The sequence below is a fragment of the Flavobacterium sp. K77 genome (assembly GCF_021608205.1).
Taxonomy (GTDB): domain Bacteria; phylum Bacteroidota; class Bacteroidia; order Flavobacteriales; family Flavobacteriaceae; genus Flavobacterium; species Flavobacterium turcicum.
In genome coordinates, this window is record NZ_JAKIHO010000001.1 from 643,182 (window position 1) to 666,110 (window position 22,929).

Sequence of the window (22,929 nt, forward strand, 5' to 3'; positions counted from 1 at the left end):
TACTATGGATAGAATTTACGACTCTATCTCGCTGCAAAAATACTATTTTTTTGCATCAATCAATAGTTCCTTTTTAGCAAGCAAATGTGTAACGCTTTTTGATGTACAAAGACTAATCAGGTACACAAATAACTTTTCAAAATGAAAAAGACAATTAGTATTATTTTTTTACTGTTTTTGGGGTTTTTATTGGTTTACAATAATTTACCCGTTTTCAATTACGGTTTTACGGGTTTTGCATTTATTCTGCTTATTTTAGTGGTTTTGGCTCTTTTGTTTTCGGCAGGTTTTGCAGTTTCAGGTTCTAATAATCAGCTTAAACTCGTTTCAAAGCCAAGTAGGTTTTTAGTGTATGCTTTTTTGGTTGTTTTGGGTTATTGTACGGTTTTACCTTTTGTAGCCAGTCTCAAAATGTTTCGATCTGATTCGTATCAAAAATTATTAGGCCCGGTTAAAAATGGTCAAAAAATCACCAATCATATAGCACCAATCGCTATTGATCAAATTCGTGTTGTTGACGAAGAATTGGCGCATTTGTTGGGCGAAAAAATATTGGGATCGCAACCAGCTTTAGGAAGTCAAGTTGAGTTGGGCGATTTTTGTATTCAAAAAGTAAACAACAGTTTGTATTGGGTGGCGCCTTTGTTACACTCTGGTTTTTTTAAATGGTTCAACAATCAAGAGGGAACAGCAGGATATGTAATGGTTTCAGCAACCAATGAGCGTGATGTAAAATTGGTGCAGAACGTAGCCGGCAAAGCGGTCAAAATTAAGTACCAGCAAGGTGCGTATTTCCAAAGTGATATTCACAGACATGTTTACTTTAACGGAAATGCTACAGTAGGTTTGACTGATTTTAGTTTTGAAATTGACGATGCTGGAAATCCGTTTTGGATTGTAACTAAATACGATAAAAAAATAGGTTTTTCAGGAAAAGAAGCCACAGGAACCTTGGTTGTTGATGCGCAGTCAGGTGCTATTACCGAGTATGCTATCGCCAATACTCCAAAGTGGGTTGATCGTATTCAGCCTTTGGCCTTTATCGAAGATCAGTTAAATGATTGGGGCGAATACGTACACGGATACTGGAATTTTTCGAATGCAGATAAACTTCAAATCACAGAGGGTTTGACATTGGTGTATGGTAAAGATAACAAGTCTTATTGGTATACAGGATTGACTTCAGTTGGGAAAGATGAATCGGCGGTAGGTTTTGTTTTGGTGGATACCAGAACCAAAGAAGCTACTTTTTACAAACAAGGCGGCGCAACTGAATTTGCAGCTCAAAGTTCGGCTCAGGGTAAAGTTCAAGAAAAAGGTTATCGCGCCTCATTGCCAATTCCGTATAACATTAACAATATTCCAACCTACGTGATGACTTTAAAAGATGATGGTGGTTTGGTAAAAATGTTTGCTATGGTGGCCATTTCAGATTACACGATTGTAGGTGTGGGCAATACCATGCGCGAAACGCTAACTTCGTTTAAAAATGTCTACAATATGGCAGATAATAAAATAAATCCGAATGGTGCTTCGACTCAAAAATCAGTACAATCTATTGTGACGCGCATTCAAAATGATGTAAAAAACGGAAATAGCTTTTATTATTTCAAAGTAAAAGACTATCCAAATATTTTTGTAGGCTCATCGCAAATATCCAATCAATTGCCTGTGACGATGGTGGGTGATAGCGTGATGATTTCTTTTGATGTTGATATGGAAGAAGTGATTGATGTGGCTACATTCGCCAATAAAACTTTGAAGACAAGTCCAAAAGCAAAATAAAGGAGTAATTTATTCTGTAAAAAAAAACACCCCAAAAAGTTTACGACTCGTTGGGGTATTTTTTTAGGATTTCTTTTTCTCTTTTGGCAAAAGGGTAAAGGCAGTTGCTTTAAAACGATTATTTACCACTTTTCCTTGTACAGATGCTTTTCTAATAGCAGAACAAAACCCATCTTTGGCATGCGCATCTCCGTGAGAATCGATGGAACTGCCATCAACAAAATAGGACTTTCCGTCTATGCGAACGGCTAAATCACATCCGTGTCCTGTCATTCCAAATTGGCATTGACCACAAGAAGCTTCTACAATTTTAGCTTTTTGATTTTCTTTCTTATCCTGAGCGCTGGCAAGCGTAGTCATAAATAGAAGCACTAAACAAAGTATTTTTTTCATGGTAATAGAGTTATAGAAAACAAAGATACCTGTTTTTTACATCGAATAGTTTTTGAACATGTAAATCCACAACAGTCGTGACAAACGAATATTGAACGAAGCTAAGGCGATTATCACAAAGGCAATAATGGGTATGATTCTCAAATCAAATCTTTCCTGAAAGAAAAACTGAGCAATAACATAAGTGGCTATACTTTGCGCCACTGTTAGGCCATAATTGACGTACATAGCTCCAAAAAAATAGCCAGGTTCTTTCTCAAATTTGTAATGACAATGCGAGCAGTATTCGTTCATTTTAGGGAAACCAAAAGTAAAAAAGATACTTTTTTCATTAAAAACCTTACCTTTTTGACACTGAGGACAATCATTATTTAGGATATGAGCGATAGCGTGTGACATGATATTTATTTTTATCAAAGGTATTTCTTATTGCTATGCGTAGTATTTTCTATCTTCGCTACTTCTAGGACAATAAAGACATTTAGATATCATGGCGAAGTATCCCATTTACAACATTCAGCGGTTTAATTGCAATGCAGTCAACAGTAGTTTGTATATCAATACCTTTAAAAGTCATTTAATTACGCATAGTTTTGTAGAGGAGCCACACCGTCATAACTCTTATGTTTTAGTATTTTTTACACAAGGCTCCGGAACGCATGAGATTGATTTTGATGTTTTTGATATTCAGCCAGGAAGCATGTTTTTTATGCAACCCGGACAAATTCACCATTGGCATTTATCCGAAGATGTTGAAGGGTATGTTGTTTTTTACTCGCAGGAATTTTACAATCTTTACTTTGGACAAAAAGACATTGCCGACTATCCTTTTTATTCTGCTGTGGATAATAAACCCGAGCTTGTTTTGCAAACTGACGAAACACTTGCTGTTGTGCCCTATTTTGAAAGACTTATCGAGGAGTCACAGTCTCATCAGCCTTGGCAAAAGGATTTCATTTTGAATCTTTTGGACTGTATTCATATTCAAATTGCCCGTAAATACCAGAAATCGAATTTGCATCAAGCACATGCCTACAATGTGAAAATTAAAGCTTTTGAAACCGAATTAGAAAAGCATTACAAAACAGAAAAAGCGCCTTCTTTTTACGCAGCCCAGCTTCACATAACACTGAAACATTTAAATAGAATTTGCAACGAAAGACTCCAAAAAACCACCACCGAAGTGATCACGGACAGAGTTATACTCGAGGCCAAACGAATGCTGTTTGACAAAGATTTTACGGTAAACGAAATCGCATTACGTTTAGGATATGAAGATTACTCCTATTTTACGCGATTGTTCAAGAAACAGACTGGATTGACACCAACGAACTTCCGCAATTTTAAAAAGTAATGGGAAATTAGTTTTGGTTTTATCAAACGTTTTTAAAGTCGGGAGCAGTCGAAACCAACTGTTGCTTCTCGAATGCGCCCGATTTGAAAATATTACCGAAAGTAAATTACGGATGAACGGTAACTAAACTAGCCGCTTTCTTCGCTTTTTCTACAACCGTTTCAATAGGTGTTTCAAGACTATCATTTACCAAAGCTACACCCATGCGTCGATAAGGTCTTGAAGTGGGTTTGCCAAAAATTCTAAAATCAGTTTTAGGTAAAGCGGCAATTTTTTCTATTCCTGTAAAACTCGGATTTTCAGAGTTTTCAGATGCTAAAATCACAGCACTAGCACCTACTTTTTCTAACTTAATTTCAAAAATAGGTAAACTTAAAATAGCACGTAAATGCAATTCGAATTCGTTAAAGTTTTGCGTTCCCGCCAAAGTTACCATTCCAGTATCATGTGGTCTTGGCGATAATTCTGAGAAATAAACACCATCATCCGCCAAGAAAAATTCCACTCCAAAAAGTCCTGCGCCTCCCAAAGCTTCGGTAACTTTTTCGGCCATATCTTGGGCTTCGTATAAATCTTTGTCGGATATCAGGGCAGGTTGCCAGCTTTCCTGATAATCACCACGTTCTTGTCTATGACCAATTGGGGCGCAGAAAAGCGTAGGATTATTATTTTGCGTGACAGTCAATAAGGTAATCTCCGAATTGAATTTGACAAAGGCTTCAACAATTACTTCTACCACATCTCCGCGAGAACCATCAACAGCGTATTGCCAAGCTTTTTCGATATCAGATTCCGTTTTTATGGTTGATTGTCCTTTTCCAGAAGAAGACATCAATGGTTTTACCACGCATGGCATTCCGACTTCGGCTACCGCTTTTGTCAATTCTTCGGCGGTGGTGGCGTAACGATAGTTGGCCGTTTTTAGCCCAAGTTCTTTGGCTGCCAAATCTCGAATGGCTTTACGATTCATCGTAAAGTTTGCTGCTTTTGCTGATGGTACTACGGTAATACCTTGTTTCTCGTAGTCATAAAAACGTTCTGTGCGAATAGCTTCTATTTCGGGAACGATAAAATCGGGTTGGTGTTTGGCAACGATGCGATCTAATGCATCGCCGTCAAGCATATTAATGACTTCAAAACCGTGTGCCACTTGCATAGCAGGTGCATTTTCATAACTGTCTACCGCAATTACAATTTGCCCCATACGTTGTGCAGCGATTACAAATTCTTTTCCTAATTCGCCAGAGCCGAGGAGTAGTATTTTCATTTTTTTAAATTGTTGGGGAGAGATTATTGAGTTTTACATTGTTATTAAACGGAAAGCACAATCTTGTCTAAACGTTTTTAGTGTAAGATTCGCTCTCCTGTTTTTAACTCCATCTAATTTTTCAAATTGATATATTCTAGCATTCATAACATCCCAAAAAGTATAATTTCCTATGTGTTTTTTGTTTTTTCTGTTTTCGAAAATAGCATAATAGTTCTTTTTTAATCTTTCACTACAGTCATTATTATTTTCGATTGGAATATTATTATTTGAGGTCAAAAATATAGCTTGTAGTTCATTATTTTCTTTTTCACTTACTCTTACACAATGTAAAAGTGAAAAAAATAATTCATCAAGTACGATATTAGCAGTTCCTTTTGAATCATTCAAATTTAATGTATCTAATGCTTTTATTAATTCCTTTTCAAAAGTTGTATTTGTTTTTTTGATACTAGGTATTTGAGTCTCATTTGGAAACTCCCAATAATCTCGTTGCGTATTTGATAAATAAGGTATTGCGTAATATTCTGATTCTTGATTGACAAGAATTATTATCTTCTGTGGGTCATTATATTCATTCACTACAGATGAATATAGTTTTAATTGAAATTCTCTATCTCCATTTGTTACACTTCTTGTCAGTTTGTATTCAATATTTTTATTGTTCTGTTTCGCTAATTGCGGAAATTTGTTTTTCAAATCAGAAATAGCTTTTTCAAAACTAGGCTCTTTTTGACAGCTTATAAATGATAAAAGTGACAAAGCTAAAATTATTGGTACGGATTTTATTTTCATTTTTTGGGGATTTGCGTGAGGGATAGAAGCGACATCCTTTTGTGAAGCGATAGCGGAACAAAAGATATAGCGTTGGCCCGCTCGCCGCGTCGAACACGCCCAAATTTAATAAAAAAACCGATGCCTTTTTTTAATAAAGCATCGGTTTTGTATTTTAATGAAAATGATCTTCTTCAATTTCGAATTCAGCGTCTTTTTCCCAAATTTCCATTTCGCAGGGTTTGCAATTAAATTTGAGTTTGTATTCTAATTCGCCTTGTTTTAATACCAAAGGTTCTTTTACCTTCTTGTCCATATTTTCACGATGGTATTTCGGGCAACGTTCCAACTCATATTTGATGCAATATTTGGTAGTCATTACACGTGATTTTCCAGGATCCCATTGCAATTCAAAAGCTTTTTCGATTTCGGTAACGCCATGACGTTCGTAGAATTTACGTGCCAGTTTGTTCGAAACATTGTACATAAAATCCAGTTTTGTCTCAGGATAAGGATGCGATGTTTTAACCAATTGGTGTTCCTCAACTTTGTAATTAGCCAAACGAGTTTCCGAAAGTTGTTCGTAGACCGTTCTTCGCATTTCGTTGATTTTAGATATTGGTAAGAACCAATTTTCAGAAAAAGCAATTGTAATTTCATCAGCTGTGTAAGGTGTGAAACCCGTTTTGGCCAAGTTAATTTTAAAGTTTTCTTCAATCGACTCGTTGTTCTTGGTTCTTTCTTTTGGATGCGCCAATTGAACCGTACTCACATTACCATCTTCGTCAGTAGCAGTTAGCTCAAAACCATTTTCGGTTTCGGTTAGGTGCAAAGTGGTGCTTATTTTACGAACCGCACTGTCTTCACGCTCTACAATTTTGATAAAAGCCGCGTCGTTGTTACGGTATATAAAAGTGCCTTCTTTTAGTTCTTTTAAAACATTTGGGTAAGCCAAGCCGTTTTCGACTTTGTTTACATAAATTCCGTCAGCTTCATTATTTTCATTGATGTAACACAAACCGTCGCCGTTGTTAAGTAATTCGCCGTTTTCTATTTCATAAGCGTTACCCACAGTACGAATTAGTTTCCCGATATATTGCCCTTTTGATTTTGGACTTTCCCAAGAACCGATAGATTGATGTCTTTCGTTTACAAAATAATCAGTGTATCCACGATTGAAACTTTTGTTCAAAGCTGAGTCAAAAGTGTAGGTGCATTTTCCAGAAGAAGCTTTAGTGTAGTTTTCATTCCCTTCCAAGAAAGCATCTAATTTTTGACGTAAATACGAAACATTATTTTTTACATAAACGATATCTTTTAAACGCCCTTCGATTTTAAAGGACATCACGCCGGCTTCAACAAGATTTGGAATTTGATCCGAAACATCAAAATCTTTAATCGAAAGTAAGTGACTGTTCTTGATTAAAGTGTCGCCATTACCATCGATTAAGTTGTACGGTAAACGGCAGTTTTGAGCGCAGGAACCACGGTTTGCAGAGCGTTCGCCATTGGCCACACTCATATAACAGTTTCCACTGAACGACACACAAAGTGCACCGGTTACAAAAAATTCTAATTCCACATCAGCAGTATCCGCAATTTCTTTGATTTGGTGTAAATTTAATTCACGAGCCAAAACGACGCGTTTCATTCCGGCATCTTTCAAGAATTTAATCTTATGAGGATCACGGTTGTTGGCTTGCGTACTCGCGTGTAGCACGATAGGAGGCAAGTCCATTTCCATTATGGCCATGTCTTGTACAATTAAAGCATCAACTTTAATATCATACAATTGCCAAATCATTTGACGGCAAGTTTCTAGCTCGTTATCGTACAAGATCGTGTTGATAACCACAAAAACTTGTGCGTTAAAAAGGTGTGCGTACTTTACTAAAGCCGCTACATCTTCGATAGAATTGGTGGCATTCGACCGTGCACCAAATTGCGGTGCACCAATATATACAGCATCAGCACCTGCGTTAATGGCTGCCATACCGTGAATAAGGTCTTTGGCAGGTGCTAGAATTTCTATTTTCTTTTTCATCTTTGGGATGATAATGGGTTAATTGCTAAAACATTAGGTTTTTTGGCTTTCGCCGAAAAAAGTGTGCAAAGGTCTAATAAATTATTCAAGATTTCTAATTCAAAACCGTATTTTTTGGATTTTATCTTTTGCCATTAGCTAATACATGAAACAAAATAATTGATGTTCAAAAATTTGCTCTCATTTGTCGTTGATTTTTGCCTTTAAATAATAAAGCCTCTTGTTTGATCAAGAGGCTTTTAGGTATGTACGTATAGGTATTAAACCGTTAATGCATTTTTGATGCGAGACAGCGCTTCGGTTAAAAGGGCCTCGCTTGTGGCGTATGAAAAACGAATACAGTTTGGGTTTCCAAAAGCATCTCCTGTAACGGTAGCTACATTGGCTTGCGACAAAAGATACATTGATACATCATTGGCGTCTTTAATTTCGGTTCCGTTTAATGTTTTTCCGAAGAAAGAAGATACATCTGGGAACACATAAAAAGCACCTTCAGGAATATTTATTTTTACACCCGGAATTTCTTTTAACAATCCTACAACTAAGTCTCTGCGACTATGAAAAGCATTCACCATCTCTTTCAATACACTTGGATCAGCGTCAAGAGCGGTGATAGTAGCGCGTTGTGCGATAGAGTTGGCTCCTGAGGTAACTTGACCTTGAATTTTAGTACACGCTTTTGCAATAAATTCAGGTGCTCCAATATAACCTATTCTCCAACCTGTCATGGCAAAAGCTTTGGCTACACCATTTACAGTGATTGTTCTTTCGAGCATTCCTGGAATGGATGCAATACTACAAAAAGTTCCTGAAAAATTGATGTGCTCGTAAATTTCGTCAGCAACTACGTAAATGTTTGGATATTTTTCTAAAACTGCCGCAAGCGCAGTTAATTCTTCACGGCTGTAAACAGATCCTGATGGGTTACATGGTGAGGAGAACCACATCATTTTTGTTTTTGGAGTAATAGCTGCTTCTAATTGTGCAGGTGTGATTTTAAAATCGGTTTCTACAGATGTTGGAACTTCAACAGGAACGCCACCTGATAATTTTACAATTTCGAAATACGATACCCAATACGGAGCTGGCAAAATTACTTCGTCACCGTCATTCAACATTACTTGAGCAATGTTGTACAATGATTGTTTAGCTCCCGTAGAGACTACAATTTGAGTGGGTTTATATTCTAAATCATTATCTCTTTTAAACTTTCTGCAAATCGCCTCTTTAAGTTCTAAGTACCCTTCAACAGGTGAATATGTACTGTAGTTTTCGTCTATGGCGCGTTTTGCTGCTTCTTTGATAAAATCAGGAGTATTAAAATCAGGTTCACCAAGGCTAAGGCTAATAATGTCTTTTCCTTGTGCTTTTAATTCTCTGGCTAAAGCCGCCATGGCAAGGGTTTGCGAAGTTGATAAGTTGTTAATTCTATCGGATAATGGATTCATTAGTATATAGTTGTAGTTAGTTTTATTCTTTTGCTGCTATTGAGAATTAAGCAGTAATTGCTGGGTTTTGTCCCAAATCTTTCAAATGTTTGAAGTGAGCAATGACAGCGCTTCGCATTGTTTTGTATTCGTAGTAAGGTAAGTTGCACTCTTGCGCCGTTTCTTTTACAATTTTTGCAATTTTCCCGTAGTGAATGTGACTGATATTTGGGAAAATATGGTGCTCAATTTGATGATTCAAACCACCTGTGTACCAGTTTACGATTGCGTTTTTGGGTGCGAAATTAGTAGTGGTAAACAATTGGTGAATAGCCCAAGTATTGTCCATTTCACCTAATTCGTTTGGTGTAGGATTGATTGTTTCCTCTACCACATGCGCTAGTTGGAACACAACACTCAAAATCAAACCAGCAGTATAATGCATCACAAAAAATCCTATCAGTACTTTCCACCAAGTGATTCCAATTACGATTGGTAATGCAATCCAAATAGCAACATAAATAACTTTAGTAATTATTAGCGTTGTCCAAAGTATTTTTGGACTTTTAGCTTCTCCGTAAGATAATTTTCTTTTTAAGTAGTTACGCATTTGCTTAAAATCGGTGGTAATCGCCCAATTGAAAGTCAATAAACCATACAAGAAAATAGAGTAATACTGTTGAAAACGGTGAAAATTATACCATTTTGCTTCTTTCGTAAAACGGATTACACGTCCAGCATCTAAATCTTCGTCATGTCCCGGAATATTCGTGTAGGTGTGGTGTAGTACGTTGTGTTGCACTTGCCAATTATACACGTTTCCAGCCAATACATAAATGGTACCACCCATAAATTTATTGATCCATGATTTATTTGAATAGGATCCGTGATTTCCATCATGCATTACATTCATTCCAACGCCAGCCATACCAATTCCCATGACGATTGTCAATAAAAGGTGTGCCCAAAATGGCATATCAAGTGTTAATATTAAAAAGTAAGGCGCAAGAAAAACAGTGAATAAAATGATGGTTTTTAAATACAGTTTCCAGTTTCCTGTTTTTTGAATGTTGTTTTCTTTAAAGTAGTTGTTAACCCGTGAGTTAAGTGTTCTAAAAAATTTCAAGCTATCTTGCTTAGCAAAAGTAGGCGCAGTGTTATTCATATAATTGTGATAAAGTTCAAAGGTAATTATTATAAATTTTTGGATATACAAAATTGGCATAAATATTTTAACTGTAAAGTATTACTTTTGTTAAAAAAAAGAAGAGATGGACGAGATTCTTAAGTGTTTTCCTAATTTGACACCAATTCAAATCGAACAGTTTCAAAAATTAGATGCGCTGTATCACGATTGGAACCAAAAAATAAATGTGATTTCTAGAAAAGATATTGATGCTTTGTATACCAAACATATTTTACACTCACTCGGTATTGCCAAAGTGATTACTTTTAAACCAGGAACTTACGTTTTAGATGTAGGAACGGGTGGTGGATTTCCGGGAATTCCATTGGCGATTCTTTTTCCGGAAACTAGATTTTATTTGATTGATGTTATTGCCAAGAAAATAAAAGTGGTTCAGGCTGTTGCCGAAGGTTTAGAGTTGAAAAATGTAAAAGCAGAACAAATGCGCGCTGAAAATGTAAAAGGTGATTTCGATTTTATTGTAAGTCGCGCGGTAACCAATATGCCTGATTTTGTTTCTTGGGTAAAAACCAAAATTAAAAAACAACACAAACACGAATTGAAAAACGGAATCCTCTACCTAAAAGGAGGTGACTTAACCGAAGAATTAAAAGATTTCCCAAAAGCTACCGAGTACAACTTAGCAGATTATTTTGAGGATGAATTTTTTGAGACTAAAAAAGTGGTGCATTTGCCGTTGAAGTTTACGGTTTAGTCTTAAGGTCAAAAGTCATAAAGTCTAAAGAAAGAATTAGATAAAAAAAGCCGAATCTAAATTTTTAGATTCGGCTTTTTGTTATTTGCTAAAGTACTTTTGACTTTCAAACTTTAGGACTAAAAATTACTCTCCTAAAAATGGGTATCTGTAATCAACTGGAGTTACAAAAGTTTCTTTGATGGTTCTTGCAGAAGTCCAACGCAATAAGTTTTGCATAGATCCTGCTTTGTCATTCGTTCCTGATCCTCTTGCTCCACCAAACGGTTGCATGCCTACAATAGCTCCTGTTGGCTTATCATTGATGTAGAAGTTACCAGCTGCGTTTTGTAATTTCACAGTAGCTTCTTCAATAGCATAACGATCTTGACTGAAAACAGCTCCTGTCAAAGCGTACTCTGATGTAGTGTCTACTAATTCCAATGTTTCTGCCCATTTAGCATCTTCGTAAACATAAATAGTCACAACTGGTCCGAATAGTTCGGTTTCCATTGTAGCGTATTTTGGATTGGTAGTTAAAATAACAGTTGGTTCAATAAAGTAACCTTTTGATTTGTCATAATTCCCTCCCATAATTACTTCTGCATCGCTATCAGCTTTGGCTTGGTCAATGGCTTTAGCTAATTTATCAAATGAACCTTCAGAGATTACCGCAGTGATAAAGTTGCTCATATCTTGTGGCGATCCCATTTTCATTGATTTTAAATCAGCTTCTAGTTCAGCTTGTACAGCTGGCCATAAACTTTGCGGAATGTATACGCGTGAAGCAGCACTACATTTTTGACCTTGGTATTCAAAAGCACCACGAGAAATTCCTGTGCTAACTTGTTTTGAATGTGCAGAAGGGTGTGCAATGATAAAATCTTTACCACCAGTTTCACCTACAATACGTGGATATGTTTTGTATTTGCTGATATTAGTACCAATTTTTGCCCAAATATCATTAAATACGCCTGTAGATCCTGTAAAGTGAACTCCAGCTAAATCACGGCTAGCCAATAAGGTTTCGGTAATCATTCCTGAGTCTCCCATAACCATGTTGATAACACCATTTGGTAAACCTGCTTCTTTGAAAATTTGCATCAATAAGTTAGCAGAATACACTTGAGTTGCTGCAGGTTTCCAAACCACAACATTCCCCATTAAGGCAGCACTTGTAGGTAAGTTTCCGGCAATTGCTGTAAAGTTAAAAGGAGTAATGGCATATACAAATCCTTCAAGAGGTCTGTATTCAACGCGGTTCCACATATCAGCTGTAGATTTTGGTTGCTCGTTGTAAATTTGTGTCATGTACTGTACGTTAAAACGTAAAAAGTCAATGAGTTCACAAGCGGCATCAATTTCTGCTTGGTAAATTGTTTTTGACTGTGCAATCATTGTTGCAGCGTTGATCTTAGCTCTGTAAGGTCCAGCCAATAATTCTGCTGCTTTTAAGAAAATTCCAGCGCGCTGTTCCCAAGCCATATTAGCCCAAGCTTCTTTTGCCTGAAGTCCAGTGGCAATAGCGGCTTCAATATGTTTTTTTTCGGCTTGATGATACACACCAACCACATGCTGATGGTCGTGCGGTGCAGTCATGTTTTTTGTATCTCCAGTTCTTATTTCTTCGTTTCCGATATAAAGGGGTACGTCTACTGTGTTGTTCCACATTTCAGCGTATGCTGCAGAAACGGCTGCGCGTTCTGGCGAATTAGGGGCATAGCTTTTTACAGGTTCGTTTACCGCATTGGGTACGTGAAAAAATCCTTTTAACATATTGATGTTTTTATTGGGTTAAAAATAGTGTTGTATTGTTGTTTAAACTAAAAACAAAAGTACAAAGGTTTCTTTAAAGATTTGTACTTTTTTGAAGTTATGTACAGTGCACTTTTGTATAATGGTAGGTTTAGCCCTGATTGAAGTGGGAAGCTTTTTGAAGTGGATAGCCTCATTTTTAAGGACTAAAAAAGCGACTGCAAGAAGCTCTTTTTAGGACTATAAAAAAGGGCTTAACACAAAAAAACTTGTAGCGAAAAGCAGGATGAGCTCCTGATAATGCGATTTAGTTTAATGCAAATGGCGCACAAAGTCTAAAAGTAGGAACCATGACTTTGAAGTTTCGAGTGGTGGTGAAGTTGATCATGTTGAAATAGCCTTTCATAGCGCCATACGGTGATGATAATAGGCAACCAGAGCTATAAGTGTGCTGTTCTCCTGGTTTAAGGACTGGTTTTTTACCAATTACTCCTTCGCCATCAACAATTTCGAGGTCATTAAGCGAGTCAGAAATCTCCCAATGACGAGTAATAAGTTGTACAGAATCCTTACTATGATTTTCGATAGTAATTACGTAACTAAAGGCAAAGTGAATCTTGTAGTTTTTGAAGTAGGTACCTTCAAAACTAGTTAATACCGAAATTTTTATGCCTCTTGTTATTTGAGAAACCATATTAAAAGGATGAATATGTGTTTATTATTGACAAATTTACAAAAAAAGGATGTTATTTTAACGGTTATTGTCAAAGTTTTTTTAATTGATGATATTCACTGAACTAGCATTTCCTTTTCCGATAACGCGATCGTAACGGTCAATGGCTTCTCGGTAATATACTAAAATGGTATAGTCGTTTTCTGTTTCAAAGAAATTGCCGTCAATAGCGTTTTCATAATCGATATTTCCTTTAGAGTCTGCGATTGTGTACTGGAAATTAGTAAACCCTTGTTTGATTAAAATGGCTTTTTCATAAATGGCTTTTTCGGGGTTGTAATCCATTTTATTTTCATCAGTAAGGGCGTAATTGTTGAACATTCCTGTCACGTAAATGTTTTTGTTGAGTCTGAAAGTAGGTGCAGATACGCTAAAATATACCCAAACATAATCGGCTTCGATTTCGTTTTTTTGCGCATTGAGGTTGTTAACCACAAATCCACCGTTGACATCTTGCATGAAAGTGTAAGGTGTGTTGGCACGAGCGGCACTAGTATATAAGTAGGCGCTATAAATGTCTGTTTTGGCATTTATTCGAGCTACATTGTTGCTGGCAGAGCGTATGTCTTTGTTTTCAAAAAACAGAAATTCGTTTCCGGCCCAGAATTGTGTTTCGGTATCGTATTTATAAATCAAATCGTTGCCAATCGTATATTGCGGCGCTATATTTTGAATTGCTGTGTGCCATTGTCCGTTTTGTAGCAAGACTACTTTAACATTTTTAAGTGGATTTTGAAACGTAAGGCTGTTGCTTTTTACGCTAAAATCTAAATTGTGTTTGCTAACTAGAGTGTTTACAGTTCGTGCTCTTTTTACTTGAATGGGTACTGTGGCTAGGTCTTCAAATAAAATGAATTTTCGACTAAACACTACATCGCGGTTTTCGTCTAAAATTTTAAGTATGTAGTTACCGCTTATTTTAAGCTGTTGCGTAAATTGATTGGGAATAGACAACTTGTAATGTGAATACAGTTGCAATGCGTTAAAAGAGTTACTGTAATCTTGAATGCGTTGGTTGTCGAAACCTTGTAAGTATTCGTTTTTAGGAATGGGAGACGGTTCCCATTTAAAATTGCAGTGAACAATTTCGTAGTAATAGTTGGCTTCGTTGCCGTATAAGTCGTCAAATTCCAATTGAAAACCTTTGCCAAGCTGAAAAATTGGCACTTTGTTTTGATCGTTTTGTACGAAAGAAACTGTTTTGATATGAAAAGGCTGTGTAATTTCTTTTTCAACTTGTGCAAAAAGAGCAAACTTGCCAAACAAAATAAGGGATAGGGTAGTATATAGTAGTCGGATTTTTGACATTTTTTAGAAATAAGTTCAAGTTTTAAAGATACTAAAAAACGGAAAACTGGAATGATTTATTTTGATTGCTTCTTGATTATGTTTTCGTGTGTAATTTCTGTTAATTATTTTAAAAAATGGTAATAAAGTAGAAAATTACTCGTTAGTTTTACAACAAACAAATAAACATATGAAAAAACTCAACCATTTATTAGTAGGAATTTTTATTATTCCTGCTGCGATTTTTGCGCAAAAACTTGATTATAATGCGGCCATTCCGCTTGATCCAAGTGTAAAGACTGGGACTTTGCCAAACGGATTAACCTATTACATCAAGAAAAATGCCAAGCCAGAAAAGAAAGTAGATCTTCGACTGGTAGTTAATGCAGGTTCTATTCTCGAGGAAAATGATCAACAAGGTTTAGCGCACTTCATGGAGCACATGTGTTTTAATGGAACAAAGCGTTTTCCTAAAAATCAATTGGTAGATTACCTTCAAAGTATTGGGGTTAAATTTGGACAACATTTAAATGCTTACACTAGTTTTGATGAAACCGTGTATTTTTTACCAATTCCTTCAGATGATCCTGAGAAACTTGAAAAAGGATTTCAAATCATTGAGGACTGGGCTTTCAACACAGTTTTGACACCAGAAGAAATTGACAAAGAAAGAGGTGTTGTTCTTGAAGAGTACCGCCTTGGGTTAGGTGCCGGAAAAAGAATGATGGGGCGTTACATCTCCAAGATGATGCACGATTCAAAATACGCTACTCGTTTGCCAATTGGTCAAAAAGAGGTATTAGAAAAATTCAAACATCAGTCCTTAATTAATTTTTACAAAGATTGGTACCGTCCTAACTTGATGAGTGTTATTGTGGTAGGTGATATTGATGTAGCCGAAATGGAGAAAAAAATTGTTTCTCACTTCTCTGCTTATAAAAATCCTGCAAATGAAAAACCAAGAAAAGTATTTGAAGTTCCTAATCATAAAGAAACTTTTGTAGCTGTAGAAAGTGACAAAGAAGCATCGAATACACAAGTGCAATTATTGTATAAAGATTATGCTGCACCTAAGAAAATGGTTACCGTAGCTGATTTTAAAAATTACATAGTTGAAAATTTATTTGCAACGCTTTTAAATACGCGTCTTGATGAATTAACCAATTCAGCAACCCCACCTTTCACATACGGGTATTCTTATTATGGTGGAACTTTTGCCAGAACCAAAAAAGGGTATCAATCTATTGCCATGTCATCAGAAGACAAGCAATTGAGTGCCTTGAAAACATTGGTAACAGAAAATGAGCGTGCTAAGAAGTTTGGCTTCACAAAAGGAGAATTAGACCGTGCTAAGTCTGAATTTATGGCTTCTATTGAAAAAGCATACAATGATAGAAGTAAAACGAATTCAGAGAATTTTGTAGGCGAGCTTCAAGCAAATTTCCTAGAGAAAGAACCAGCTCCAGGAATTGAATGGACTTTTCAAACTTTCAAGCAAATTTTACCGTTAATCGAGCTAGCAGATGTAAATGGCTTAATTAAAGAGTACGTTAAAGAGGATAACCGTGTTATTATTTTAACGGGTCCTGAAAAAGAAGGCTTGAAAAAAGTTACAGAGCAAGAAGTATTAGCTGCCATAAAAGTGAATACAGACGAATTAAAACCTTACGAAGATGCTGCGGTAGCTACGAGTCTGCTTAGAAAAGAGGTAAAAGCAGGAACGGTGGTAAGCAGAAGTAGTAATGATAAATTGGGTACAAAAACATTAGTTCTTTCCAATGGTGCTAAAGTAACGTATAAAAACACCGATTTTAAAAACGACGAAGTGCTTTTTGAAGCGGTTAGTTTAGGTGGATCTAATTTGTACTCAAACGAGGAAATGAAAAAAGTTCAGTTTGCTAATGGAGCACTTGCTGAAGCTGGTTTCTCTGGCTTAAAACTGAATGACATCAACAAATTCATGACAGGTAAAATTGCAAGAGTGAATCCTTATATTGGAGGTACTAGCGAAGGACTTAGAGGTACATCAACTCCTAAAGACTTAGAGTACTTAATGCAAATGACGCATGCTTACTTTACAGATTTAAATTTTGACCAAGAAGCTTTTGAAGGATTCAAACAAAAACAATCAAGCTTTTTCAAAAACATGGCTTCTACGCCACAGAATTACTTCCAACAGGAGTTTTATACCTATTTGAACCAGAATAACCCACGATTTTTTGGAATCATGCCTACTGATAAATCATGGGCTGATACCGATTATAAATTGGCTTACGAAAAATACAAAGAGCGTTTTGCAAATGCTGCTGATTTTGAATTTTTCTTCGTAGGAAATGTTGATGATGCAACAATCGAAGCTATGGCTACTAAATACATTGCTTCATTGCCAGCGAATGACAAAAAAGAAAAAGCAGTTGATCTAGGTTACCGATTGCTAAAAGGCGACTTGAAAAAAGTAGTAAATAAAGGAGCAGATCCTAAGAGTAACGTGACCATCATGTTTTATGGAGATGCCAAATATTCTGCTAAAGATGCTATGAGCATGCAAGCGTTAGGAGAAGTACTTACTATTAAACTGGTAGAGCAATTACGTGAAAATGAAAGTGGTGTTTATGGTGTAAATGCCAGAGGAAGCATGAACAAAATGCCTTACGGATCGTATACTTTTTCAATAGGTTTCCCTTGCGGACCAGAAAATGCTGAGAAGTTGACTGCTTCAGCATTGAAAGAACTTCAGAATATTATTGACAAAGGACCAGATGAAAAAGATGTAGCTAAATTCAAAGAAGGTGAATTAGCCGATTTTAGAAAAGATAGTAAAGAAAACCGTTTTTGGTTGTCTAACTTGACAAGATCGTATGTAAACGCATCTAATCCTGAAGATGTTTTGAAAATGGAAGAAATGGTGAATGCCGTTACTGCCAAAGACATTCAAAATATAGCTAAACAATATCTTACAAAAGATAAAGTGATCGGTATTTTGATGCCAGAGAAAAAATAATTTTTTAGACTTAAAACCAAAACCTGCTATTTCACTGAAGTAGCAGGTTTTTTTATGCTAATATAAAATCTAAATTTTCTTCAATTTCAGGGCTGATGTGGTTTTCATCAAGCAGTGCATCCGAAAGCAGTTTTTTGTTTTCTTGTAACCGAATAATTTTTTCCTCGACGGTATTTTTAGTAATGAATCGAACGACATTTACTTTATTCAACTGTCCAATACGATGCGCGCGACCAATTCCTTGCTTTTCAGCAAAAGGATTCCACCATGGGTCCAAGAACAAGACATACGAAGCTTTGGTAATATTGAGTCCCACGCCACCCGCTTTTAAGGAAATGAAAAACAATTTTGAGCGCTCTTGTTCTTGAAATTTCTGAACTTGGTATGCACGTTCATTTTGTGGTGTTGCACCAGTCAATTCACAAAAATCAATTTTGTTTTCGATGCTCCATTTTTTATAAAATTGCAAATTCGACACAAACGAACTGAATACTATTGTTTTTTGATTGGATTGCACTAAGGTTTCTAAATATCGGGTCACCGCAATATATTTCCCCGAATCAAGTTCTGATTTTTTATCAATCATTTTAGGATGATTACTCAATTGTCTCAAACGCATCAACGTATTGATAATATTGATTTTGTCAATGCCAGAACCATCGGTTTTTAAAAGTGCGTTTCTAGCTTTCGACTTTTCTTCTTCGTAGAATTTTTCTTGTTCGGGTTCCATATCACAATAAAAAACTTGTTCTGATAGTTCAGGTAAGTCTTTTAAAACTTGTTCTTTCGTTCGTCGTAAAATAAACGGACTGACGAGGTTTCTGAGTTCCAGTAGACTATTTTCGTCTTGGTTTTTCTCGATAGGAATTTTGTAATGCTCCGCAAAAAAAGCGTAACTCCCCAAAATATTCGGATTGATAAATTGCATTTGTGACCACAAATCGTCTAAGGAGTTTTCGATAGGAGTACCACTCAGAGAAATTTTATGGCTTGTTTGAATTTGATTAATCGCTTGAAAAATTTTCGAGTTTTTATTTTTAATGTATTGACTTTCGTCCAAAATCAAAAAACGAAATTGATACTTTTCTAAAATGGAAAGATCTCTCGCCACCACCGCATAACTTGTAAAGATCAAGTCGTATTTTTCTAATTTTTTAGAAATTAGTTTTCGATCTTGTCCCACATATTGAATTCTCCTGAAATGAGGCGTAAATTTTCTAGCCTCGTTGTACCAGTTGAACACCAAAGAGGAGGGAAGTACAATCAAGGCTTTTAGATATTCTTTGGCTATAGGAATTTCGTTGCCGAACAAATCGAGTTGCATGTTTTCGGCTTTTTCAAAATCTAATTTTTCTTGAACGGCGACTAGTGTTGATAGGGTTTGCAATGTTTTTCCCAATCCCATATCATCGGCCAAGCAAGCGCCTAAACCATTGTTGTAATGTTCTAGAAGCCATTGTACGCCTTCTATTTGGTAAGGTCGCAACGTGGCTTTAACCAAATCCGAAGGTTGGTATTGAACCGTTTCTTTTACATGCAAGGTCTGTTTTAATTGCGGAATTTCTTCAAAAACGGCAAAATTACTTTTGAGCACTGCCATAGTTCCGTTGCTGATTTTAGCCAGCTTAGCCATAGCTCCGTAACGCGTCATCCATTCTAACGGAATCAAAAAATAATTCCCATTGGGTAAGAGAAACAAGCGATTTTGGCTTTTTATATTCGGAATCAACTCGCTGAAATTGAATTCAAAATCATCACAAACCACAGTCATTTTAATATCAAACCAATCATTTTGAATGGTGTTGGCGAATGTAATGCTAACTGCATTATTATCAATATTTTTTCCGTCGATTTTAAGATTCTCTAACGAAAAACCTACTGATTCTAATTTCACACGATTTTCTAATGCCCATTGGACACAAGCATAAGTGTCTTTTTGTTCTGGTTTTTGCAAAAGTCCAAAAAGCTGATTTTCTTGTTTGCTAAGCCCAAGTGTTTGCAGGGATTCCGTAAAATTATCCTCAGCTTGACTGCGCTTGTATTGGATTAATTTTATATTCTTTAAGTCTTTTAAGTCAATTTCGGCATGGGTGTTTTTGGTTTTAGTGGCATCAAAAACGTATCCATCATAATCAAAAAAAAGACTGATGAAATAGGTGTTTTTAAAAAAATCATGCACCAATTTCAGGTTGCAAGAACGAATACTGGTTTGGGTAATCACCTCAAATCCCGTAGCGCTGATAGCTACTTTTTGGGCAATATCCTTAATGAATTTTTCAAAATAGTCGGGTACTAATTTCGAAGGAATTTCGACCGTTTTTTTATTTAAAAAAGGGGTTATTTTTTTAGAATTGATGCTTTTTAACGCATACAGTTTATGGTGTGCCACAAGCCATCCCGGTTCGTTTAACAACAATGTTACTGTTGTGTTCGAGGGATAAAAAGAAAGGTCATTTTCCTTGAGTTTTAAAGTATATGAAATTCCGTTTTCGTGTTTATCAAAATGGAGTTCGGTTTCTAAAGCTGGATTTTGAGTGCCAATACGACTGATGCGAAAATCTTTTTCTTTACCTAATTGAAATGAAAGCGGAAAATCATGTTCGCGAACTAAAGCATAAAAGGACGCTAATTGTACTTGTATGAATTGTGTAATTCCGAATTTTAGCTTCTCGTCTTGCAACAAGTCCTCAATCTTCTTAGCGGCTTTACTTTTTGTACGGTATTTTTTAAACAGGACTTCTGGCTGCAGGCTTTCGCAAATGTTGAGTGTTTTTTGGGTTGCAAGTGGGAGTTGTTTTGCCTCAACGCCCATACTTTGCAGCACTTCTGAACTTGCTTTTTTTTCTAAATACGTGATGGTATCCGCATGTCCGACCACATAGATAGTAGGAATGTAGCAATTGAGTTTCGCTTCAAAACTAAGATCAAAGCAAAACTGGAAATGATTTTCGGGTTCCAAAAGTAAAACGTTATTTGATTGTTAGGTTATAAAGACACAGATTCCACAAATTCACACAGATAATTTTGTGCAAATTTGTGGAATCTGTGTTGGATTTTATTTTGTTTAAAAAAAATTATTTAAAACAAACTGGTATAATTTCGCCTTTGGCTAAACAGTATTTTTCTACTAATTCAGGTGCAATTTTATTGGTATAATCTTCTTCAACAACTGTAAAACCTATGCTTCTTAATTTGTCAAAATAATCACGGCCATAAATGCGCACGTGGTCGTATTGGCCAAATATTTTGGCACGTTCTTTTTGGTCGGTAATGCTATCATCCGAAAAAGTTACCTCACGATTTAAGTCTTGCGGAATTTGTAAAATTGCCATTCCGCCTGGTTTCAACACACGATACAATTCCTTCATGGCCTTGGTATCGTTTGGAATGTGTTCCAAAACGTGGTTGCACAAAATGACATCGTATTGATTGTCCTTAAAAGGCAAATTGCAAATGTCTGCTTTCACATCTGCTAATGGTGAAAACAAATCGGTAGTCGTATAATCTAGATTCTTTTGTTTACGGAACAATTTATAAAAAGCTTGCTCAGGTGCAAAATGCAAAACTTTTTTGGGCGCTGTAAAAAAATCGGTTTGCTCGTTGAGGTACAACCACAATAAACGGTGTCTCTCTAATGAAAGCGTACTTGGCGAAAGCACATTGTTACGCTGTGTTTCGTATCCATACGGCAACATCGATTTGAAGCTTTTGCCATCAATAGGATCCGTAAATTTGTCCCCTTTTAAGGTAAAAGCAATGATTGGTCGCGCCACATAACTCAAACGGATTAATAACGGACGTGGAATGGTATTGAGTATGGTTTTGAAAAGTCTTTTCATAATTTATTACACAAAGATTCACAAAGAAATCGCAGAGATTCGCAAAGTTTTACAATTCTCTAGCGGTGTTAATGAATCGTTTAATATTGTTTTTTAAAATTTTCGAATTAAAATTGATTAGTAGCCCAAGAGGGTACTGTCCTAGTTTCAAATAGGTTAAAATTTGAGCAAAATGTACTGAATTAAAACTTTCAACAGTTTTCAATTCGACGACTAATTTGTCTTCAATTAATAAATCAATTCTATATCCATGATCAATTTTTATTTCTTTGTAGATAATTGGTAGCGTTATTTCTTTTTCAACTTTCAAACCTGCTTTTATTATTTCATAAAATAAACATTGTTGGTAAGCTGATTCTAATAGACCAGGCCCTAATTGTCTATGAACTTCAATTGCTAATCCTATTATATTGTATGAAAGTGATTCTAAATCAGCAGTAATTTTTGATAGCTCTTCTTGCATTTGTTTACCAGTGTTGAATAGAAATTTGTGAATCTCTGCGATTTCTTTGTGAATCTTCGTGAAATAATTAAATCACCAAAGGCACTTTTCTAAACTCATCTTCTTCATTGCTCACAATTCCCAAAGCTTTGTATACGTAGGCAAAAGTTGAGAGTAATTCTGGTTTTCCATCGATGATTGCTACATCATGTTCAAAATGAGCTGATGGTTTTCCATCGGCAGTGGTAATTGTCCAGCCATCTTTGTGTTGTTTGATGTTACGCGTTCCCATGTTGATCATCGGTTCAATGGCAACAACCATTCCTTCAACCAACATTTTGCCACGCCCTTTTTTACCATAATTGGGCATTTCTGGATCTTCGTGCATTTTTTGGCCAAGACCGTGTCCTACTAATTCTCGAACCACGCCATAACCGTGTGCTTCGTTGTACTTTTGAATGGCATTACCCACATCTTCCACACGATTCCCCGCACGAAGTTCGCGTATACCTACATATAAAGATTCTTTAGTAACTTGTAAAAGCTTTTTAGTTTCTGGAGCTACTTCACCGATCTCAAACGAGTAGGCATGATCGCCATGGTAACCGTTTTTAAAAGCACCACAATCTACTGAAATGACATCGCCACTTTTTAATGGAGTATTATTTGGAATTCCGTGTACTACTTGCGAGTTAGGACTCATACACAATGAATTCGGGAAACCATATAAGCCAAGGAAACTAGGCACAGCGCCGTGATCACGAATGAAGGCTTCTGCTAATTTGTCAAGGTATAAAGTAGTTACGCCTTCTTTAATTTCAGAGGCAATCATTCCTAATGTTTTAGAAACGATTAAGGCACTTTCGCGCATTAATTCAATCTCCTCACGTGTTTTTTGAATAATCATATTTTCGAATTTTCAGTTCGCAAAAGTACAATTTTAAAATT

The 22,929-nt window shown here is 36.1% G+C and carries 18 protein-coding genes; 4 read left to right on the top strand and 14 right to left on the bottom strand.

Annotation, left to right across the window (positions count from 1 at the left end; genetic code table 11):
* Positions 1-141: 141 nt before the first annotated feature.
* A complete protein-coding gene (locus L1S34_RS02815; protein ID WP_236362752.1) occupies positions 142-1,785 on the top strand; it encodes a hypothetical protein in 1,644 nt (547 codons plus the stop codon).
* A gap of 63 nt (positions 1,786-1,848) precedes the next feature.
* On the opposite strand, the gene L1S34_RS02820 is transcribed toward L1S34_RS02815, so the two are convergent.
* Complete coding sequence (locus L1S34_RS02820) at positions 1,849-2,178, bottom strand: DUF6370 family protein (RefSeq protein ID WP_236362753.1); 330 nt, start codon at positions 2,176-2,178, stop codon at positions 1,849-1,851.
* A 36-nt stretch (positions 2,179-2,214) separates the two neighbouring features.
* Entirely contained in the window at positions 2,215-2,577 is a 363-nt protein-coding gene (locus L1S34_RS02825) for a DUF983 domain-containing protein (RefSeq protein ID WP_236362754.1), read from the bottom strand.
* A 91-nt stretch (positions 2,578-2,668) separates the two neighbouring features.
* Between L1S34_RS02825 and L1S34_RS02830 the strand changes: the two genes are divergently transcribed.
* Positions 2,669-3,532: an AraC family transcriptional regulator gene (locus tag L1S34_RS02830; protein ID WP_236362755.1), complete on the top strand. Its 864-nt coding sequence runs from the start codon at positions 2,669-2,671 to the stop codon at positions 3,530-3,532.
* A 106-nt stretch (positions 3,533-3,638) separates the two neighbouring features.
* On the opposite strand, the gene purT is transcribed toward L1S34_RS02830, so the two are convergent.
* From purT to L1S34_RS02855, 5 genes are all read right to left on the bottom strand, one after another.
* Positions 3,639-4,823 (bottom strand): formate-dependent phosphoribosylglycinamide formyltransferase, encoded by a 1,185-nt coding sequence (gene purT, locus L1S34_RS02835; RefSeq protein WP_370637575.1) that lies wholly within the window; start codon positions 4,821-4,823, stop codon positions 3,639-3,641.
* Positions 4,824-4,832: 9 nt separating this feature from the next.
* Positions 4,833-5,594: a hypothetical protein gene (locus tag L1S34_RS02840; protein WP_236362757.1), complete on the bottom strand. Its 762-nt coding sequence runs from the start codon at positions 5,592-5,594 to the stop codon at positions 4,833-4,835.
* 154 nt (positions 5,595-5,748) lie between these two features.
* Positions 5,749-7,617: a peptidase U32 family protein gene (locus L1S34_RS02845; RefSeq protein WP_236362758.1), complete on the bottom strand. Its 1,869-nt coding sequence runs from the start codon at positions 7,615-7,617 to the stop codon at positions 5,749-5,751.
* Positions 7,618-7,877: 260 nt separating this feature from the next.
* Entirely contained in the window at positions 7,878-9,065 is a 1,188-nt protein-coding gene (locus L1S34_RS02850; protein WP_236362759.1) for a pyridoxal phosphate-dependent aminotransferase, read from the bottom strand.
* Positions 9,066-9,111: 46 nt separating this feature from the next.
* Positions 9,112-10,209: a fatty acid desaturase family protein gene (locus L1S34_RS02855; RefSeq protein ID WP_166133235.1), complete on the bottom strand. Its 1,098-nt coding sequence runs from the start codon at positions 10,207-10,209 to the stop codon at positions 9,112-9,114.
* Positions 10,210-10,315: 106 nt separating this feature from the next.
* Here L1S34_RS02855 and rsmG point away from each other — a divergent pair, with 106 nt between their 5' ends.
* Positions 10,316-10,945, top strand: coding sequence for a 16S rRNA (guanine(527)-N(7))-methyltransferase RsmG (gene rsmG / locus L1S34_RS02860; protein ID WP_236362760.1), 630 nt, complete (start codon positions 10,316-10,318; stop codon positions 10,943-10,945).
* Between the two features lie 126 nt (positions 10,946-11,071).
* Here the strand turns inward: rsmG and pruA are convergent, their stop codons facing one another.
* The 3 genes from pruA to L1S34_RS02875 form a co-directional block, all read right to left on the bottom strand.
* On the bottom strand, positions 11,072-12,700 hold the full coding sequence (pruA, locus tag L1S34_RS02865; RefSeq protein ID WP_166133239.1) for an L-glutamate gamma-semialdehyde dehydrogenase: 1,629 nt from the start codon (positions 12,698-12,700) through the stop codon (positions 11,072-11,074).
* 286 nt (positions 12,701-12,986) lie between these two features.
* The gene (apaG, locus tag L1S34_RS02870) at positions 12,987-13,373 is read right to left on the bottom strand and encodes a Co2+/Mg2+ efflux protein ApaG (RefSeq protein WP_166133241.1); all 387 of its coding nucleotides are present in this window, start codon (positions 13,371-13,373) and stop codon (positions 12,987-12,989) included.
* Positions 13,374-13,454: 81 nt separating this feature from the next.
* Complete coding sequence (locus tag L1S34_RS02875) at positions 13,455-14,720, bottom strand: DUF5103 domain-containing protein (RefSeq protein WP_236362761.1); 1,266 nt, start codon at positions 14,718-14,720, stop codon at positions 13,455-13,457.
* A gap of 169 nt (positions 14,721-14,889) precedes the next feature.
* Here L1S34_RS02875 and L1S34_RS02880 point away from each other — a divergent pair, with 169 nt between their 5' ends.
* Positions 14,890-17,700: a M16 family metallopeptidase gene (locus L1S34_RS02880; RefSeq protein ID WP_236362762.1), complete on the top strand. Its 2,811-nt coding sequence runs from the start codon at positions 14,890-14,892 to the stop codon at positions 17,698-17,700.
* A 52-nt stretch (positions 17,701-17,752) separates the two neighbouring features.
* Here L1S34_RS02880 and L1S34_RS02885 read toward each other — a convergent pair whose 3' ends face one another.
* From L1S34_RS02885 to map, 4 genes are all read right to left on the bottom strand, one after another.
* Positions 17,753-20,659, bottom strand: a complete 2,907-nt coding sequence (locus L1S34_RS02885) for a DEAD/DEAH box helicase (protein ID WP_236362763.1) — start codon at positions 20,657-20,659, stop codon at positions 17,753-17,755.
* A 115-nt stretch (positions 20,660-20,774) separates the two neighbouring features.
* Positions 20,775-21,539: a class I SAM-dependent methyltransferase gene (locus L1S34_RS02890; protein WP_236362764.1), complete on the bottom strand. Its 765-nt coding sequence runs from the start codon at positions 21,537-21,539 to the stop codon at positions 20,775-20,777.
* Between the two features lie 49 nt (positions 21,540-21,588).
* A complete protein-coding gene (locus L1S34_RS02895; RefSeq protein ID WP_236362765.1) occupies positions 21,589-22,002 on the bottom strand; it encodes a GxxExxY protein in 414 nt (137 codons plus the stop codon).
* Between the two features lie 67 nt (positions 22,003-22,069).
* Positions 22,070-22,888, bottom strand: coding sequence for a type I methionyl aminopeptidase (gene map / locus L1S34_RS02900; protein WP_236362766.1), 819 nt, complete (start codon positions 22,886-22,888; stop codon positions 22,070-22,072).
* Between the last annotated feature and the right edge of the window lie 41 nt (positions 22,889-22,929).

Coding starts and splice junctions, on each gene's coding strand:
- rsmG (WP_236362760.1), top strand. CDS start 10,316: ATGGACGAGATTCTTAAGTGTTTTCCTAATTTGACACCAATTCAAATC.
- map (WP_236362766.1), bottom strand. CDS start 22,888: ATGATTATTCAAAAAACACGTGAGGAGATTGAATTAATGCGCGAAAGT.
- L1S34_RS02840 (WP_236362757.1), bottom strand. CDS start 5,594: ATGAAAATAAAATCCGTACCAATAATTTTAGCTTTGTCACTTTTATCA.
- L1S34_RS02895 (WP_236362765.1), bottom strand. CDS start 22,002: ATGCAAGAAGAGCTATCAAAAATTACTGCTGATTTAGAATCACTTTCA.
- L1S34_RS02855 (WP_166133235.1), bottom strand. CDS start 10,209: ATGAATAACACTGCGCCTACTTTTGCTAAGCAAGATAGCTTGAAATTT.
- L1S34_RS02875 (WP_236362761.1), bottom strand. CDS start 14,720: ATGTCAAAAATCCGACTACTATATACTACCCTATCCCTTATTTTGTTT.
- L1S34_RS02850 (WP_236362759.1), bottom strand. CDS start 9,065: ATGAATCCATTATCCGATAGAATTAACAACTTATCAACTTCGCAAACC.
- L1S34_RS02825 (WP_236362754.1), bottom strand. CDS start 2,577: ATGTCACACGCTATCGCTCATATCCTAAATAATGATTGTCCTCAGTGT.
- pruA (WP_166133239.1), bottom strand. CDS start 12,700: ATGTTAAAAGGATTTTTTCACGTACCCAATGCGGTAAACGAACCTGTA.
- L1S34_RS02820 (WP_236362753.1), bottom strand. CDS start 2,178: ATGAAAAAAATACTTTGTTTAGTGCTTCTATTTATGACTACGCTTGCC.
- L1S34_RS02830 (WP_236362755.1), top strand. CDS start 2,669: ATGGCGAAGTATCCCATTTACAACATTCAGCGGTTTAATTGCAATGCA.
- L1S34_RS02815 (WP_236362752.1), top strand. CDS start 142: ATGAAAAAGACAATTAGTATTATTTTTTTACTGTTTTTGGGGTTTTTA.
- apaG (WP_166133241.1), bottom strand. CDS start 13,373: ATGGTTTCTCAAATAACAAGAGGCATAAAAATTTCGGTATTAACTAGT.
- L1S34_RS02890 (WP_236362764.1), bottom strand. CDS start 21,539: ATGAAAAGACTTTTCAAAACCATACTCAATACCATTCCACGTCCGTTA.
- L1S34_RS02845 (WP_236362758.1), bottom strand. CDS start 7,617: ATGAAAAAGAAAATAGAAATTCTAGCACCTGCCAAAGACCTTATTCAC.
- L1S34_RS02880 (WP_236362762.1), top strand. CDS start 14,890: ATGAAAAAACTCAACCATTTATTAGTAGGAATTTTTATTATTCCTGCT.